The 15,274-nt window shown below is 62.0% G+C and carries 17 protein-coding genes and 2 pseudogenes; 12 read left to right on the top strand and 7 right to left on the bottom strand.

Features of this window, described 5'->3' with window-relative positions; translation table 11 throughout:
• Window positions 1–122: 122 nt before the first annotated feature.
• The gene (locus C5L12_RS08785) at window positions 123–1,082 is read right to left on the bottom strand and encodes a threonine ammonia-lyase (RefSeq protein WP_105371664.1); all 960 of its coding nucleotides are present in this window, start codon (window positions 1,080–1,082) and stop codon (window positions 123–125) included.
• A gap of 161 nt (window positions 1,083–1,243) precedes the next feature.
• On the opposite strand from C5L12_RS08785, the gene C5L12_RS08780 reads away from it, so the two are divergent.
• Entirely contained in the window at window positions 1,244–1,666 is a 423-nt protein-coding gene (locus C5L12_RS08780) for a YciI family protein (RefSeq protein ID WP_105371663.1), read from the top strand.
• Window positions 1,667–1,761: 95 nt separating this feature from the next.
• Here the strand turns inward: C5L12_RS08780 and C5L12_RS08775 are convergent, their stop codons facing one another.
• Complete coding sequence (locus C5L12_RS08775) at window positions 1,762–2,391, bottom strand: outer membrane protein (protein WP_105371662.1); 630 nt, start codon at window positions 2,389–2,391, stop codon at window positions 1,762–1,764.
• Between the two features lie 169 nt (window positions 2,392–2,560).
• Here C5L12_RS08775 and C5L12_RS08770 point away from each other — a divergent pair, with 169 nt between their 5' ends.
• Window positions 2,561–3,985 (top strand): MFS transporter, encoded by a 1,425-nt coding sequence (locus C5L12_RS08770; RefSeq protein ID WP_157949007.1) that lies wholly within the window; start codon window positions 2,561–2,563, stop codon window positions 3,983–3,985.
• An 18-nt stretch (window positions 3,986–4,003) separates the two neighbouring features.
• On the opposite strand, the gene C5L12_RS08765 is transcribed toward C5L12_RS08770, so the two are convergent.
• The 3 genes from C5L12_RS08765 to C5L12_RS08755 form a co-directional block, all read right to left on the bottom strand.
• On the bottom strand, window positions 4,004–4,465 hold the full coding sequence (locus C5L12_RS08765) for a hypothetical protein (protein ID WP_105371660.1): 462 nt from the start codon (window positions 4,463–4,465) through the stop codon (window positions 4,004–4,006).
• Window positions 4,462–5,166 carry a hypothetical protein gene (locus C5L12_RS08760; protein WP_105371659.1) on the bottom strand — a complete coding sequence of 235 codons (705 nt, stop codon included), beginning with the start codon at window positions 5,164–5,166 and terminating at the stop codon, window positions 4,462–4,464. Before C5L12_RS08760 ends, C5L12_RS08765 begins: the two co-directional genes overlap by 4 nt.
• Window positions 5,167–5,290: 124 nt before the next feature.
• On the bottom strand, window positions 5,291–5,515 hold the full coding sequence (locus C5L12_RS08755) for a hypothetical protein (protein ID WP_105371658.1): 225 nt from the start codon (window positions 5,513–5,515) through the stop codon (window positions 5,291–5,293).
• A 264-nt stretch (window positions 5,516–5,779) separates the two neighbouring features.
• On the opposite strand from C5L12_RS08755, the gene C5L12_RS08750 reads away from it, so the two are divergent.
• Both C5L12_RS08750 and C5L12_RS08745 read left to right on the top strand, forming a co-directional pair.
• Entirely contained in the window at window positions 5,780–7,240 is a 1,461-nt protein-coding gene (locus C5L12_RS08750; protein WP_105371843.1) for a protein adenylyltransferase SelO, read from the top strand.
• A gap of 282 nt (window positions 7,241–7,522) precedes the next feature.
• Window positions 7,523–8,040: pseudogene (locus C5L12_RS08745) on the top strand (phage terminase large subunit family protein); the annotation flags it as partial.
• Between the two features lie 12 nt (window positions 8,041–8,052).
• On the opposite strand, the gene C5L12_RS29030 reads toward C5L12_RS08745, so the two are convergent.
• The gene (locus C5L12_RS29030) at window positions 8,053–8,178 is read right to left on the bottom strand and encodes a hypothetical protein (RefSeq protein WP_280952516.1); all 126 of its coding nucleotides are present in this window, start codon (window positions 8,176–8,178) and stop codon (window positions 8,053–8,055) included.
• A gap of 269 nt (window positions 8,179–8,447) precedes the next feature.
• Here C5L12_RS29030 and C5L12_RS28725 point away from each other — a divergent pair, with 269 nt between their 5' ends.
• The 5 genes from C5L12_RS28725 (at window position 8,448) to C5L12_RS08710 (ending at window position 10,684) form a co-directional block, all read left to right on the top strand.
• The gene (locus C5L12_RS28725; protein WP_245422817.1) at window positions 8,448–8,771 is read left to right on the top strand and encodes a glycoside hydrolase family 19 protein; all 324 of its coding nucleotides are present in this window, start codon (window positions 8,448–8,450) and stop codon (window positions 8,769–8,771) included.
• Between the two features lie 156 nt (window positions 8,772–8,927).
• The gene (locus tag C5L12_RS08730) at window positions 8,928–9,236 is read left to right on the top strand and encodes a Dabb family protein (protein ID WP_105371656.1); all 309 of its coding nucleotides are present in this window, start codon (window positions 8,928–8,930) and stop codon (window positions 9,234–9,236) included.
• 54 nt (window positions 9,237–9,290) lie between these two features.
• Window positions 9,291–9,473 carry a hypothetical protein gene (locus C5L12_RS08725; RefSeq protein ID WP_105371655.1) on the top strand — a complete coding sequence of 61 codons (183 nt, stop codon included), beginning with the start codon at window positions 9,291–9,293 and terminating at the stop codon, window positions 9,471–9,473.
• A 265-nt stretch (window positions 9,474–9,738) separates the two neighbouring features.
• Window positions 9,739–10,056, top strand: a complete 318-nt coding sequence (locus C5L12_RS08720) for a DUF6107 family protein (protein WP_105371842.1) — start codon at window positions 9,739–9,741, stop codon at window positions 10,054–10,056.
• 37 nt (window positions 10,057–10,093) lie between these two features.
• The gene (locus C5L12_RS08710) at window positions 10,094–10,684 is read left to right on the top strand and encodes a phage head closure protein (RefSeq protein ID WP_342588628.1); all 591 of its coding nucleotides are present in this window, start codon (window positions 10,094–10,096) and stop codon (window positions 10,682–10,684) included.
• On the opposite strand, the gene C5L12_RS08705 is transcribed toward C5L12_RS08710, so the two are convergent.
• Window positions 10,681–11,889 carry an MFS transporter gene (locus C5L12_RS08705; RefSeq protein ID WP_105371654.1) on the bottom strand — a complete coding sequence of 403 codons (1,209 nt, stop codon included), beginning with the start codon at window positions 11,887–11,889 and terminating at the stop codon, window positions 10,681–10,683. The two genes, C5L12_RS08710 and C5L12_RS08705, sit on opposite strands and share 4 nt — an antisense overlap.
• A 129-nt stretch (window positions 11,890–12,018) precedes the next feature.
• Here C5L12_RS08705 and C5L12_RS08700 point away from each other — a divergent pair.
• The 3 genes and pseudogenes from C5L12_RS08700 to C5L12_RS08690 all read left to right on the top strand — a co-directional run.
• Window positions 12,019–12,219 (top strand): annotated as a pseudogene (locus C5L12_RS08700) (phage major tail protein, TP901-1 family); the annotation flags it as partial.
• A 900-nt stretch (window positions 12,220–13,119) separates the two neighbouring features.
• Window positions 13,120–13,791 carry a response regulator transcription factor gene (locus C5L12_RS08695; RefSeq protein WP_105371841.1) on the top strand — a complete coding sequence of 224 codons (672 nt, stop codon included), beginning with the start codon at window positions 13,120–13,122 and terminating at the stop codon, window positions 13,789–13,791.
• Window positions 13,781–15,205 carry an ATP-binding protein gene (locus C5L12_RS08690; protein WP_105371652.1) on the top strand — a complete coding sequence of 475 codons (1,425 nt, stop codon included), beginning with the start codon at window positions 13,781–13,783 and terminating at the stop codon, window positions 15,203–15,205. Before C5L12_RS08695 ends, C5L12_RS08690 begins: the two co-directional genes overlap by 11 nt.
• Window positions 15,206–15,274: the final 69 nt, after the last annotated feature.

Raw genomic sequence — 15,274 nt, 5'->3', positions numbered from 1 at the left:
ATTCTGTGGATAAATACATCCGATCTCATTGCGGAGCCAAGTTTAGGTCTCGTGAATGAAGTAGATTTGGCGCTTCTTTCAGTAAAGCAAAGGGCTGCCCCCCGAGCCGGCCTGTCATGGCTTCAATGTTTCACCCAATTCTCGAAATCCCGTGGCGCGACGTTGCTTCCACACAGGACTGTCGCGACGGTTTGCCCGCGAAAGCGGTCCCGGTTTTCGAGAATGCTGGCAATACCCAAAGCGGCGGCAGGTTCGACAATCAGGCCGGAGTACCTGTAGAGGAGCCTCATGCCCTCGACGATACTGTCTTCCTCGACCAGAAGCGCATCGTCCACGACTTCCAGCATATCCGTCAAAACATCGGGGATAACGTATCGTCCGGCCACGCCGTCGGCGATCGTGTGGGGCGGCCCGGAATCGATGACCGCGCCGGCAAGATAGGATCGGGTCAACGCGGGCGCATTTTGAGGCTGAACGGACAAAACCGTCGTGTCCGGGCAACGGTTTTTGAGCGCAAAACCAATACCTGTCGCCATCGCCCCGGCGCCCAGCGAAATCAGGACGGAATCCAGCGGGAACGGCAGTTTGGCGAGTTCCAGACCGATTGTCCCTGCTCCTTCGCAGGTATCGATGTTTTTGCTGTCTTCGACCAGGAATGCGCCTGTTTCTCGGGAATGCGCAAGCGCAGCTTCAAGTGCTTCTTCGATCTGGCCTTCTACCAGAACGACCGCCGCGCCCAATGCTTTCATGCGTTCGATCTTCAAGGGATTGGCAGCGGATGAGGCTGTGACGGTAACGCCGAAACCTCTGTTCCTTCCGCTATAGGCGAGTGCCTGGCCAAGATTTCCAGCACTTGCGCAGACCACCGCCTTTTGACCGCCGGCGGCTGCGAGATTGGCCAGCACCGTTTCTGTTCCGCGTCCCTTGAAACACCGGACGGGGTTCAACGTCTCTACCTTCAATACGACGCGGCATCCCAAAACCCTGCTGAGATGGGGGCAAAAATACTGGGGCGTGTTCTGAAAGACGCTGTCGATCTTGTGAACGGCGGTTTCAATCCGGTCGATGCTGAGTCTTGTCATGAATTTATGATGGCACGCGCAATTTGCGGTCACAAGGTGACGCCCCAAGCCTTCATCCGACCCTTTGCTCAGTTTAATTTGGTGTCGTTGTCGGCGTGGACCGGTTTCATCCGTCCTTCGGGAGACGGCCGAGGTGGCCGGTTGGCAAGAGGAGAGCAAAGATGCGTGTCATGGTGATGGTCAAGGCGACCAAGGACAGCGAAGCGGGCGTGATGCCGACCCGGGAGCTTTTCGAAGCGATGGGCAAGTTCAACGAAGAACTGGTGAGTGCCGGCATCATGCTGGCCGGCGATGGCCTGAAACCCTCGGTCCAGGGCAAGCGCGTTGCCTTCGACGGTGCCGATCGGCTGGTGATCGACGGCCCGTTTACGGAGACGAAGGAACTGGTGGCCGGTTACTGGCTCTGGCAGGTGAAGGACATGGACGAGGCCGTAGCCTGGGTCAAGCGTTGCCCCAATCCGATGCCGGGCCCGAGCGAGATCGAGATCCGGCCTCTCTACGAGATGGAGGATTTTGCCGATGTCCTGACGTCGGAAATCGTGGACCAGCACGAGCGCCTGCGCGAGCAGATGGCGAGGCGCTGAGCGTCCTGAGGCGATAGCGGTGGAGAAAGATATGGCCCGATACCGCCGGAATCCCCTGTTCCGGCGGCTTTGGTGTGAGAAGCGGCGTCGTGCGGTTAGAATTTCACGCCGATGCCGACATTGATGATGTGCTGGTTGAAGTTGAAGTCGGCGCCCGCGAGATCGCCTTCCCCGAAGTCGTTGTACCGGTATTCGATCCGGCCGAAGACGTTGTCGGTGAAGGCGTAGTCGAGACCGGCGCCGATCGTCCAGCCGTGCAGCGTGTCGTCATCGTCGAACCCGCCGCCGTCGATGCTGGCATTGGTGGCGGTCCAGCCGCCGGCCGCGAAGATGAGCGCCCGATCCATGGCATAACCGACGCGGCCGCGCACCGAACCGGAGAAGCCGGTGCCGATGTCGACGCCGCCTGCATAGCTGTTCTCATTCCAGTCATAGTTCACGTCGCCTTCGAGACCCGCGACGAAACCGCTCGAAAACTGCCAGTTGTAGCCGACAAAACCGCCGAACCTCCAGCCGTCGAAGCTGTCGGAGCCGCCGACGATAGCATCACCGTCTCCCCAGCCATAGCCGGTATGAAGACCGATATAGGGGCCGGACCAGGTGAACGCAGCCGGCATTTCTACCGCTTCCGGTGCGGCGGGAACCGCTTCGACCGCATCCGCGGCATAGACAACGGAAGAGGCGGTCATGGCGGCCGTCGTGGCGAGAATGAAAATAGCCTTCATGGATATTCCCTCCGGTTGATGATGATATTGATGTAGTGCGACTTGCTTGGAAAGCTGTAGCTAAAATACAACAAAAGGCCGAAACTGACGATACATTTTAAGTCTCTGAAATTGCGCTGTTTTTATTTTCGCCTGCCGCCTTGACCTCAATTGCGCTTGAGGTCGTAGCGTGCCGCGCATCGTAATAACGGACATGGAGACGGGTGTGCTGCAGGATATGGATACGAGTTGGTCGAGGCTTTTGCGGGGCCGTGACGGTGCCATGCTGGCACTGATTTCCTCCGGGATCGGGCTTCATGCCTTCAACCAGTTCGCAATCGTTGCGGCTTTGCCGCCGGCGGCGCGAGAGATCGGCGGCACGGATTATTTCAGCTGGGCCTATACGCTGTATTTCCTGGGTTCGATTGCCGGCGGCACAGGAGCGGCGGCATTCCGGGACCGGATCGGCGTGAAGGCGAGCCTGATGATCTCTGCCCTCCTCTTTGCGGTCGGCGGATTGTTTGCGCTTGCCGCACCCGCCTTTTCCTGGATCATGGCGGGGCGTCTCCTGCAGGGCGTCGCCGACGGGCTGGTGGTTGCGATCTGCTACAGCCTTATCCCCGCGAACTTTCCCTCCGCCCTGATCGCCAAGGTCTTCGCCGTCGAAGCGATCGTCTGGGCGGTGGCGGCGATTGCCGGGCCGCTCGCAGGGGGGCTGTTGACCGAGGCCTATTCCTGGCGGGCGGCGTTCCTCGCCGTCGCGCCCTTCGTTCTGCTTCTGCCAGTCCTGACGCTGGTTGCAAGGCCCCGTGTGACGGAGGCGGCGCCCATGCCGCTTTCCTTCGCCACGATCGGGCTGTGTCTTGCCGCTTCCTTCGTCCTGTCGCTCTCCTCCGTCGCCACCGATGGCGCCATGCAGGCTGTGGCGATCGCCGCCGGGGCGGGGCTTTTCCTGCCGGCCCTGAAGCTCGACGGAAAGATCGGCGCGAGGCTTTTTCCGGCCGGAGCCTTCCGGCTGGGCTCGGTACTCGGAAACGGCTTCTGGGTGCTGTTCCTGATGTCGGCCAGCCATTCGGTCGGCAGCGTCTACCTGGCTGTGATGATCGACGCGGTCTTCGGGTTCCGGCCGGCGGTGGTCGGATACCTCGTCGTCAGCATGGCACTCACCTGGAGCGTGGTCGCAGTTGTTGCCAGCCGCATCGTGGCGGTGGGAGCGCGGCATGCCTGGATGCGCAGCGGTGCCCTGTTCCAGCTCCTCGGCTTCCTGGCGCTCGCCGCATCGTTTGCGAACGGTTCCCTGGGGCTCCTGCTTTTCGGCCAGATCGCGATCGGCACAGGTTTCGGCCTGGCCTGGGCCAGCATCAACCAGGCCGCCATGGAGGCGGCCGAGACTGCGGAGCGGGATCTGGCGAGTGCCCTGCTGCCGACGATTTCGACTGCCGGTTACGCGGTCGGCGCCGGTCTTGCCGGAATGATCGCGACCGCCACGGGCCTGGTATCCCGGCTCGACGGCGGGGAGGCAGGCGGGCCGGCCATCTGGCTTTACGGCACGGCGGCTGCGGGCGCGCTGCTGACCTTCCTGTTCGGCTTCGGCGTCAGGCTGAAGGGCAGCTGACGTCCGGAAGCCCAGGCTTCAGATTTGGCGCAGCCGGTCGAGGTTGCCGCAGGCGCCCTTCTCAAAAACTCCAATGACCGGCCGGTAGTCGTTATCGATGCCGACGGCATTCAGGAGAATGAACAGGATATGCCGGGTGAGCGCGTTCAGATAGGGAAACTCGTCGTGGAGCCTCCCCTCGTAGAGGAATGACAGGCGGTCGAACTCCTTGGAAAGCTCGATGAGATAACCGAGGTTTTGTCCGCGCGGATCGGCAGGCTGAAACAGCAGCTCGCAACCGGCCGCTTGCGCCGTTCCTTCCGATCCGTTCGGACCGACCTTGACCGACATGCCTGACGCCCGCATGGCGGTCAGCACTTCCTCGTTTGCGACGCCTTCGCGCCATCGTGTTGAGGCAAGATCGCGCAGACCTCCGGCCTTTTCCTTGAGGACGAGCGGAAGGGCCAGAAGCAGGAGGGCAACGATAAACATGCGGATCATGCGCGCACCGCAGATTTCCGACCCATCGATGCGAGGCCGATTATCCAGAAGGTGGTGAGCAGCCCGACCACTTCTCCGGCGACGCCATCATGCAGAGGCTCGTAAAGGTCCATGAAGCGGATCATTGCGAACAGCCGCATCCAGTTGATCAGCACGACGCCGGCAATGCCCGCCGCCAGCCAGTTGAGACCCCGAAGCGGGCTGACCTTGTTCACCACCGAAAACGCCAACCATGCCAGAAGCATGTAGGAAATGCCGTGGAACGAGGAACAGGCCCACAGGATGAGCACCGGATCGTTGCCGTCCGTCGGAACGACGAAATTGGCGCTGCTCTCGTATCCGGCGGCGAGTGCCGTGACATAGGCATCGATGGTCAGGACCGGCGTGCCGATCGCCATGACGAGGATGAGGCCCCAGAACTTGGGCACGGTCAGATAGATCGAAAGTATGCCGAGCTTGCGGTCGGAGAGAAGCACCCGTCCGCCGAGAATGGTGAGCGCGACCCAGGAAAACCAGGTCAGCGGCAGATAGAGAAGAAGGGCGACCAGGCCGATGACCAGCCTTTCCGCCCAGAGCGGCAGACGGCTTTCGAGAGGCATCTTCCAAAGCGCCCAGGCGACCCACAGCACCGAAAACAAGAGTACCGGGTGAACGCCTCCGCCCGTGAGCAGCGCGGACACGATGCCGTCTTCAACGAACACCTTGCGGATGTCTTCGAAAACAGCGTTGCCGAAGGCGCACAGTACAAGGGTCGAATAGAGGGGACCTAGGCGCTCTCTTTCAAGGAGAAGGGTAGCCCTGGAAAGTAAAGATGCAGCGGATGGATCAGTTCTTGCTGCGCTTGAGTATGACATAGGCAAAAAGGCCGGCTGCGAGCGGCAGGCCAAGTGCCGCTATCGGAAACGGCGCGCCCCGGGGACCCCCTCCGCCACCGCCGCCATGACCACCGCCATGACCGCCGCCGTATCCAATACCTCCCATGGCGAGGGCGGCGCCCCCGTTCAGCGCGAGGACTGCCGTGGCGGTCAACGCAAACAGAACTTTTCTCATACTCTTCCCCTCCAACGCGACAACGCCGTTACCCGGGATCCACCCGATATAAATCAATTATTACATAGGTTTTAGTGAATTATAACTAATCCAAATGGTGGGGTGGTCTTCCACCGGAGGTTTTACTTGACGCCTGTTCGCCGGGATAGTTCCGGCCGACCCCATCACTGACCACGCAACAAAAGCGTCGTTTCCTTGTTCGGCAAGGGAGGTTACCCATATGAGTAAACGGGGCCGCGGCAGCCTTGAGGAGGCACATTTTTGGTGTTCCAGTTCGACAATTCCTATGCCCGCCTGCCGGACAGGTTTTTCGCTTCCGTCTACCCGGAGCCGGTGGACGGCCCGGTCTTGCTGAAGTTCAACCAGGAGCTGGCGGAGGAACTTGGCATCGAGGCGGATTTTTCCGATCCCGCCAGGCTTGCGGCGATCCTTGCCGGCAATGTCGTACCGCCGGGTGCCGCGCCGATCGCCATGGCCTATGCGGGCCACCAGTTCGGCAATTTCGTGCCGCAGCTCGGCGACGGGCGGGCGATCCTGCTCGGCGAGGTGGTGGACCGCAGGGGAGTGCGCCGTGACATTCAGCTGAAGGGAGCCGGGCCGACACCCTTTTCCCGCCGCGGCGACGGGCGTGCTGCACTTGGGCCGGTGCTTCGCGAATACATCCTCTCCGAAGCGTTTGCCGCGCTCGGCATTCCGGCGACGCGGGCGCTTGCGGCAGTCGCGACCGGCGAGCCGGTCTATCGCGAACGGGTCGAGCAGGGAGCAGTCTTCGTGCGGGTGGCGGCAAGCCATGTGCGGATCGGCACCTTCCAGTTCTTCGCCGCCCGGGGCGACAATGACGGCGTTAAGCTGCTCGCCGACTACGTGATCGAGCGCCACTACCCCGAGCTTCAAGGGCGCGAAAATCCCTATCTGGCGCTGCTCGGGGAGGTGGCCATGCGGCAGGCGGCGCTGATCGCCCGCTGGATGGGTTCCGGCTTCATCCACGGGGTGATGAACACCGACAACATGACGATATCAGGCGAGACGATCGATTTCGGCCCCTGCGCCTTTCTCGATGAATATAATCCTATGAAGGTCTTTTCCTCGATCGACCAGATGGGCCGTTATGCCTATCGCAACCAGCCTGGGATCGGCCAGTGGAACATCGCCCGGCTGGCGGAATGCCTGCTGCCGCTGCTCAACGCCGACGAGGAGAAGGCGGTGGAGGCTGCAAACGCCGTGCTGAAAGAATTCGGTGAGCGGTTTCAGACGGAATGGCTAGCGGTTTTCCGCAGGAAGATCGGGCTTTTCTCCGCAGCCGAAGGCGACGGCGAACTGATCCAGGCGCTGCTTTCCGCCATGCAGGAAGGGGAGGCGGATTTCACCCTTGCCTTCCGGCGGCTCGCCGGTGCGGCGGAGGGCGAGGATGAAGCGTTCCTTGCCTGCTTTGCCGCTATTCCCAAAGCCAGCGACTGGCTTTCGGCCTGGTGCGAGCGTCTCTCCGGCGAGATGCAAGAGGGCAGCGAACGAGCTTCGGCGCTGCGCGCGGCCAATCCCGCCCTCATTCCCCGCAACCACCGCGTCGAGGAGGCGCTTTCGGCTGCCAATTACGGCGACTTCAGCTATTTCGAGCGGCTGCTCGCGGCGATCGAACACCCTTACGAGGAACGGCCGGAATTCGCCGACCTGACGACACCGCCGAAGCCGGAGGAGCGGGTGACCCAGACGTTCTGCGGGACGTGAGGAAAAATCACCAGAATAGGAAAATAATCCTTGACGGCGTGGCGGTGGTTTGATAGGGTTTTGGCATAGTCGAAGAATTGCGCCGGTGGGGAGCCTTAGAGGTTATCCGGTGCGAGGCTTCAGTCATCGGCCCGGTCTGACGCCGGGTCTTTTTATTTCGGGAAATCGGCATCGGGAACCGGCGCGTTCGACAGGAGCGCGGCGGATGCCGTTGTGCGCCCAGAAAACTGCATCGGATTTATCGGCCATGGATGATTTCGAGACTTTTGATCGGGCGGAGTGCTGCGGCGCATTGTCGTGGCGGTCGATCCGCTGGCCGGTTCGGGCGAGGGATCATGCTGCGGCATCGTTGTGGCCGGCTTGAGGCAAGCGGCCAGGCGGTGGTGCTCGCCGATTGTTCGGTCGAGGAAAAAAGCCCGGCGGGTTGGGCTCAGGCCGTTGCCAAGGCCTATTCGCGCTTCCAGGCCGACCGGGTGGTGGCGGAAGTGAACCAGGGCGGCGATATGGTGACGGCGACGTTGAGAAGCGTCGACGCAGCCTTGCCGGTGACGATGGTCAGGGCGACGCGGGGAAAATACTTGCGCGCCGAACCGGTGGCGGCGCTCTACGAGCAGGGCCGTGTGGCCCATGCGGGACGATTTGCGGAACTCGAGGATCAGACGTGCGACTTCGGGCCAGACGGGCTGTCCTCGGGGCGGTCGCCCGACCGGCTCGACGCGCTGGTCTGGGCGTTGACGGCACTCCTGCTGGAGGGCCATGGCGAACCGCGCGTGCGAGGCATCTCACGCGCGGCCGCGTGAATGAAAAGGGGATTAGCGGCGGGTATCGGCCGGCTTTGGAGCGCTTTCGCGAATCTGCTTCCACTCCGATTCCATGCGCTCGACGACATGCTGTGGGATCTGTTTCGAAGGGACGGCCTGTACCGGCTGCGGCATCATCATGATCTCCTTGTGCATCAGAAAGCCGACGTGAACGTCGTAGATGTTCGTTGGTTCCATAGCGTTAGAGAAAAGTAAAGCGGCGCCTAAAGGCTTAAAACGATTTAGTTTTTCTAAACCGATTGAAACTTTGGGACACTGTAAAGAGGTAAGCTCAAAATGCCGCGCAACCGCGCTGCCTTCCTCGATTTCATCCGCACAAGATTAATCAAGGGAAAAATCCGGGCAGCACAGGTTGAGGGCTCGGCGCGATTCTCGACCTTTGGCAGGTGCGTGTGCCCCAAGGGCGGCCGGACGGACTTGCCTATGTGCTGGCGACCGCCTTTCACGAGACGTTCCGCCGGCCGGCTAGCCGGGTGAAGACGCCCTATTGGCGCCCGGAAGCCGACGGCAGGAGCTGGCTGGGGCGCGGCCTGGTGCAGCTCACCCACAGGCGGAACTACGAGGCGACGTCGGAGGTGACCGGGATCGACCTCGTCGCCGATCCGCCCCGGGCGATGGACATGGACGTCGTGGCGACGATCCTGATCGAGGGGATGAGGCTCGGCAGTTTTACCGGCCGCAGGCCCGATCATTATTTTTCAGCGGAGTAAGCCGAGTCGGTCGGCGCAAGGCGGATCATCAACGGCAATGACCGGGCGGAACTGGTTGCCGGATATGGCAGGATCTTCCATGCGGCGCTCGGCGCACTTGGGAAGCGGGCGCAGATATGATAGCCGACGCCTCGCCTTTAAAAACCGGAGTGACGCATGATCCGCCATATCGTCTTTTTTACCGCACGCAGCGAGGACGACCGGGATACTGTTCTTTCGGGGCTGTCGCTGCTGACCCGGATACCACATGCGAGCCTCCTGGAGATCGGCATCAACAACAAGGTCGATCAGCTCGGCAACCAGGTGGATTTTGTGGTCTACGGCGAATTCGAGGACGAAGCGGCGCTCGCCGCCTACAAGGCGCATCCGATCTATCAGGAATCCATCGACCGGGTGCGGCCGGTGCGGGAGATGCGGCTTGCGGCCGACTACGACGTGGACAGAGCCGCGAAACGCCCGCTCTGACATCGGCGCTCCTTGTCTGAGTATGGACGTCACAAAAACCTAGAGGTTCTGAACATGAAATCGCCACTCCAGCTGCCGTGGGCCTCCAAGGGCGGGCGAAAAGCCGTGCCTGCAGAAAAGAATGAAGCGCTGGAACGCGAGACGAATATGGCGGCGGGCTTTGCGATCGTCGCGGGCGAAGGCGCGGCGCATTGGTCTGGGCGCTCCTACGCGGCGTGGCGCGGACAGGCTTCATGAAGAACCCGTCGCCTACCGCGCCATGCGGATGATTGCCGAAGCCGCCGCTGCCGTGCCGTGGCTCGCCTATGAGAGGACGAGTCGATTTTTCGTCGCGTGGACCTCTCTGAAGTCGCGGAACCAACATTTGAGCCGGCGGCGCCAAGCTTTTCTGACGATTGACAAAAACAGAAGCGGCCACCCCGAAGGGAGGCCGAGAGAGCCGATAGTGGCCATCGAGCCCTGTCGGCTCTTATGTGTTCATCCTAAAACAGAAAGATTAAAAATGACTGACCTCGGAAGCGAGCCCGGCGTCGGGATCGCGACGATTCTCGGGTCCACGGCGGGCGCCGGCATTTCGTTGATCTACCTCCTGCCGAAGACCTGCCGCGAAGCTGCGAGCCGGTTTTTGACCGGAGTGAGCTTCGGTCTGATCTTTGGGGAGCCGATGGGCGTTTGGCTGACTACGAAACTCGGTATCGAAGGGGAGCTGTCAGGCTCCAAGGTTATGCTGGCGGGCTCGGCAGCGGCAAGCCTTTGCGCTTGGTGGGTGCTTGGCGCTCTGGCTGGGGTGGCCGGCAGATATGGGAAGCGCCAGAGGTAGGGCAAATAGCGCCACCTGATATGAACGGGGGCGTATCGTGTGCTACCTCGATAGCCCAGCCGGAATCGCTAAGATCAGCCACCGGATCTGGGTGCAATTCCGCGAGGGCATCGCGGCGGGCCAGAGGTTCCGCAAGGGTCGGCGCGTCTTCGCCGTGAAGCTGGTTCGCGATCCCGACGAGACGCGGCGCCATCTCGTCTGCCAAGTATGGGGGAGGAACCCCAATGACCGCAGCCAATGCGCTTCTGAAGGCGATCCATGGACATCTGGCATCGGATGGAACGCTGACTGCGATGTCGGAGCCGATGGCATCCGCGACCGGTTGCTGGCAAGGCCGCGACTGCCCTCTGTCGTTTTCGGCGAGATGGAGACGCTGGACTATTCGACCGGCAGCAAGGTGGGCGAGGAGCATTTCTTGACGCTTGAAATCTGGTCCGAGGGGGAAGGCAGGCGGGAGGCGCAGCAAATTGCGGACCTCGTCCGCAGCCTGTTGCATGATACGGCGTTGAGCCTGGACGGTGCGGCTCTGGTGAGCCTTCTCCATCTGCTGACCAGAACGAGGCGCGAGCCAAAGACGAAATTCCAGGTCGCGGAACTGCGGTTTCGGGCGGTGACGGAAGAGATCTAGGAAGTCCGCCGGTTGGCGCTTCGCACCAGAGCCATCAGCCGCAGGACGAAGAACAGCGAGAGGGCGGCCAGCAGGGCACAGAGGATAAGCAGGATATCGGCGCCGAGTCGGTCGAGGATGGCGGTGAAGACGACAGGGGCGAGGGCATTGGCAAGGTTCTGCGGCAGCGAAAGACGGGCCGCCTGCAGCCCGTATTCGCTCGGCGAGAAAAGCGCGAGCGGCAGAAGCGCTCGCGCCACCGCAAGGACGCCCGACCCGAAGCCGTAGAGCAGGATGAATGTGACCAGCATCGACGCGGAGCCCGCACCGGCGATGAGAAGCGTGAAGCTCGCCACCATCAGGCCGGCGCCGGCAGCCGCGGTGATGAGCGGATTGCCACGCCGCCCGAGCAGCATATCGACGAAACGCGCCGAGATGCCGATGACCCCGCGGGCGGCGGCGAGCTGCAGCGCGAATTCCGGGCCGGCGCCGGATTGTCGCAGCAGTTCAAGCAGCGAGGGCGATAGGCCGAAGGTGACGAAGGAACTGATCGTGGTGGCTGCGGCCACCAGCAGGAATGCGGTGTTGCGTTCCGACGCGGTCAGCGCGACCGGAGGAACATGGCCGGAGCCCGTGTCCGTCTTTGTCTCGATCGGCCGTGGCAACGCAAAGAGATAGAGCGGGACGCAGACGAAGAGCTGCAGCGCGGCGCAGATGGCGAAAGTGAGCCGCCAACCGACGAGTTCGTTGAGGATGCTCAGGAGCGGCCAGAAGACGGTGATCGACAGGCCGGTGAAGAGCATCAGGATGGCGATGGCGCGCTTGGCGTCCTGGCCTTCGCGCTCGACGACCGCAGTATAGGCGGGCGCCGAGAGGCCGAGTGCGCCGCCGATGCCGATGATCACCCAGGCCGCAAGATAGACGAGCAGGCCGTTGGCGATGGAAAGCAGCGCGAGCCCGAGCGCAAACGTGGCGGCGCCTGCAGCCAGAACCCTGGCCGCTCCATGCCGGGCGAGAAGCCGGCCGGTGGCCGGGCCGGCCAGCGCGCTGACGACCATCATGATGGTGAGGCCCGCGAAGATGACTTCGTTGGCAAGGCCGAGGTCCGGCGCGACGACGCGGCCCATGACTCCGAGCACCTCGAATGTGGTGCCCCAGCCGGTGAGCTGCGTCACCGCGAGGACGGCAATGGTCTGCGCTGTGCGGAGCGACACGGGAAGGAGCATGGTGAGGTGGACCGGACCGGGACATGGATGGGCGGTTTTCGGGTAACAGCTTTGCCGCCTGGGCGGAAGTGACTATTCGATGACGGCGCGGACGGTGCGCCGGCTACAACCCTACGGAAGGAACGAGAGATGGTGGCGCAGAAGGGCAGGGACCTGCTTTTGAAGATCGACAGCGGCGGTACGTTTGTGACGGTCGCGGGGCTGCGTTCGAAACGGCTCGCCTTCAATGCGGAGGTGGTCGATATCACCGACGCGGAAAGCGCCGGGCGCTGGCGCGTGCGTCTTGGCGGCGCGGGCGTACAGCGCGCATCGCTGACCGGAGCGGGCATGCACGAATTGTGCTGTCTGACAACGACAACCTAGGGGAAAGGCTGGGCCGTTTTGATCCGCTACCACCGACGGCAAAGGGCTGGAGGACGTGCGGCGGCTTGGGCAGCAGGTTAACGGACATCACACTCTATTTGAGATTGAAACTGCTAAAAGGCATAAATTGGATATTCGATAGATGGGTGATCGGCTGGAACGCTGTTTGCCAACGGCGCGCTCGCGCGAGCCTGAGCTTCTTCCGAGGGCTGGCTGTGGTCTCGGCCTGATGGGCGAATCAGGTGTAGCATGGTGCGTTGATCGCGGTCGGCTCATCGCTTCTGCAGATCAAGGGAATCGAGCTCAGCGCAGATATGCAGGCCGATCTTGCCAACATTGCGCTAACCTTGGCGGGTGTTGCCGGCGGGCTTCTGGCAATCAGCGGGCGGCTCAGGGCCGCAACTGGAATCAGGGGAAAATAGCCGCCTGAAGGGAAGCATTACGGACCATTCATTTGCCATTCAGCAGCCTTTGGCTACATAATTCATCACATGCTTTGGACATGAATCCTGTTTTGTCTGCGAGTGGAAACCTTAAATCATGGCGCGACTGCCGATCATCGCAATGCTGGCCGCCGGCATCGCCGGTTTTTCCGGTCTTCAGCCGGAAAACGCCTCTGCGCGCGATTATCTTCTGCTCGTTGCGAGCGATTGCGGATCGGCTGCGTCCCGCGTCGTGCGGGAGACGGGCGGCCAGCTTCTTTCCGCCCAGCCTTCCTCGGACGGCCAGACCTGCGACGTGACCGTGCTCGTCCAGGGCAACGGCAGCCAAAGGCCGCGCAAGGTAACCGTAAGGGTTCCAATGTCGGCGGATCCGGCAGGCTTATTATCTGATATATCTGCCGGCATACTATTCGAGGGGCGGTGCATGCGCATTCTGGTGGTCGAAGACGACGTTAATCTCAATCGGCAGTTGTCCGATGCATTGAAGGAGGCGGGTTATGTGGTCGACCAGGCTTTCGATGGCGAGGAAGGACATTACCTCGGTGAAACCGAACCCTATGACGCTGTTATCCTCGATATCGGCCTGCCTGTCATGGACGGGATAACCGTGGTCGAGAAATGGCGGGCCGAAGGGAAGGGTATGCCGGTTCTGATGCTCACCGCCCGCGACCGCTGGAGCGACAAGGTAGCGGGTATCGATGCCGGTGCCGACGACTATGTGGCCAAGCCCTTCCATACAGAGGAAGTGCTGGCGCGCGTACGGGCCCTGATCCGGCGCGCGGCCGGTCATTCCTCCTCGGAAATCGTCTGCGGCCCTGTGAGACTCGATACCAAGGCTTCGAAAGCGAGCGTGGACGGCGTGGCGCTGAAATTGACCTCGCACGAATTCCGGCTGCTTTCCTACCTGATGCACCATATGGGTCAGGTCGTTTCCCGCACCGAGCTAGTGGAACACATGTATGACCAGGATTTCGACCGCGATTCCAATACGATCGAAGTTTTCGTGGGCCGGCTCCGCAAGAAACTTGGCGTCGATCTCATCGAAACGGTCCGGGGCCTCGGCTACAGGATGCAAGCGCCGACAGATGCGCATTAGGATCCTTCCGACCGGCCCCAGGTCGCTGACAGCCCGCGTGCTGCTGCTGGCGACGCTGTGGTCGGCCCTGGCGCTGGTGGTCATCTCGATCGTCATCTCGCAGCTCTATCGGCAATCGGCGGAGCGCGCTTTCACCGACCTTCTGAGGGCGCAGCTTTATAACGTCATCAACTCGATCACGATCGGCGACGACAACCAGCTTTCCGGCAGCCCGCAACTTGGCGACCTGCGTTTTTCACAGCCGGAGACGGGATGGTACTGGATCATCGAACCGCTCGGCACATTTGCTGCCAGGCCGCTCTCCTCATCCTCGCTCGGCACCTCCAACATCAGCGTGCCTTCGATTCTGGCAGTGCCGTTCAACAATCGCTACGAGCGCTTCTATCCGGCAACCGACGCCTTCGGAAACCAACTGCTGATCTCGGAGACCGAGGTGGTGCTCGATGGGGAAGGCCGTGCCGCCCGCTTCCGGGTGGCAGGCAATCTCGGTGTGGTGGAAGATGACATCCGCGCATTCTCCCGCAGCCTCTATATCGCGCTCGCCGTCTTCGGTGTCGGAAGCCTCGTCGTCAACGGCCTCGCCATTCTCTACGGGCTGCAGCCCTTGGTGGGTGCCCGCCGCGCGCTTGAAAAGGTGCGTCGAGGGGAGGCGGAGCGGCTGGACGGCGAATTCCCCCGCGAGGTCATGCCGCTCGCCAACGAAATCAACGCGCTGATCGAAAGCAACCGCCGCATTGTCGAGCGGGCGCGCATGCAGGTCGGCAATCTCGCCCATTCGCTGAAAACGCCGATCGCCGTTCTCCTAAATGAATCCCGGATGCTCGAGAAGGTGCAGTCGGACCTGGTCCGCTCGCAGGCCGAGGCGATGCAGGCGCAGGTACAGTCCTACCTGAACCGCGCGCGCATCGCCGCCCAGCGCGAATCCCTGCTCGCCCGTACGGATGTCGAGCCGGTGCTGGAACGGCTGGTGCGGGTGATGCGCCGGCTGAACCCCGAAAAAGAATTCCACCTGTCCGTCTTCCCGCCCGGCATGGCGCTTGCGATGGAGCAGCAGGACGTAGAGGAAACGATCGGCAACCTGCTCGAGAACGCCGCGCGCTTCTGCAAGACGGGGGTCTGGATCACCGCAGCGACGGCTCCCGCTCCGCCTGGCAGGGAAGCCGAGGTACCGCGCCGCTATTGGCTTGAGATGGCAGTCGAAGACGACGGACCGGGACTTGAACCCGATCAGATCCGCGAAGCCATGAAGCGCGGCAGGAGGCTCGACGAAAGCAAGCCGGGAGCCGGACTTGGCCTTTCGATCGTCCGGGAGATTGCCGGCGAGTATCAGGGTCGGTTCGAGTTGACCCGAGGCCTGCGTGGCGGCCTGAGAGCCCAGCTGCTTCTGCCGGGCGTGACGAAGGATGCGAGCTGAAAGATCATGAGCTCGGTGCGGGGCGCAAGTGTGACGGATGCGCAACATTCCGGCAATCAGTGCGCCGCA

It is taken from the genome of Neorhizobium huautlense (assembly GCF_002968575.1).
Taxonomy (GTDB): Bacteria; Pseudomonadota; Alphaproteobacteria; order Rhizobiales; family Rhizobiaceae; genus Neorhizobium; species Neorhizobium huautlense.
This window is presented reverse-complemented; position numbering and strand designations above follow the sequence as displayed.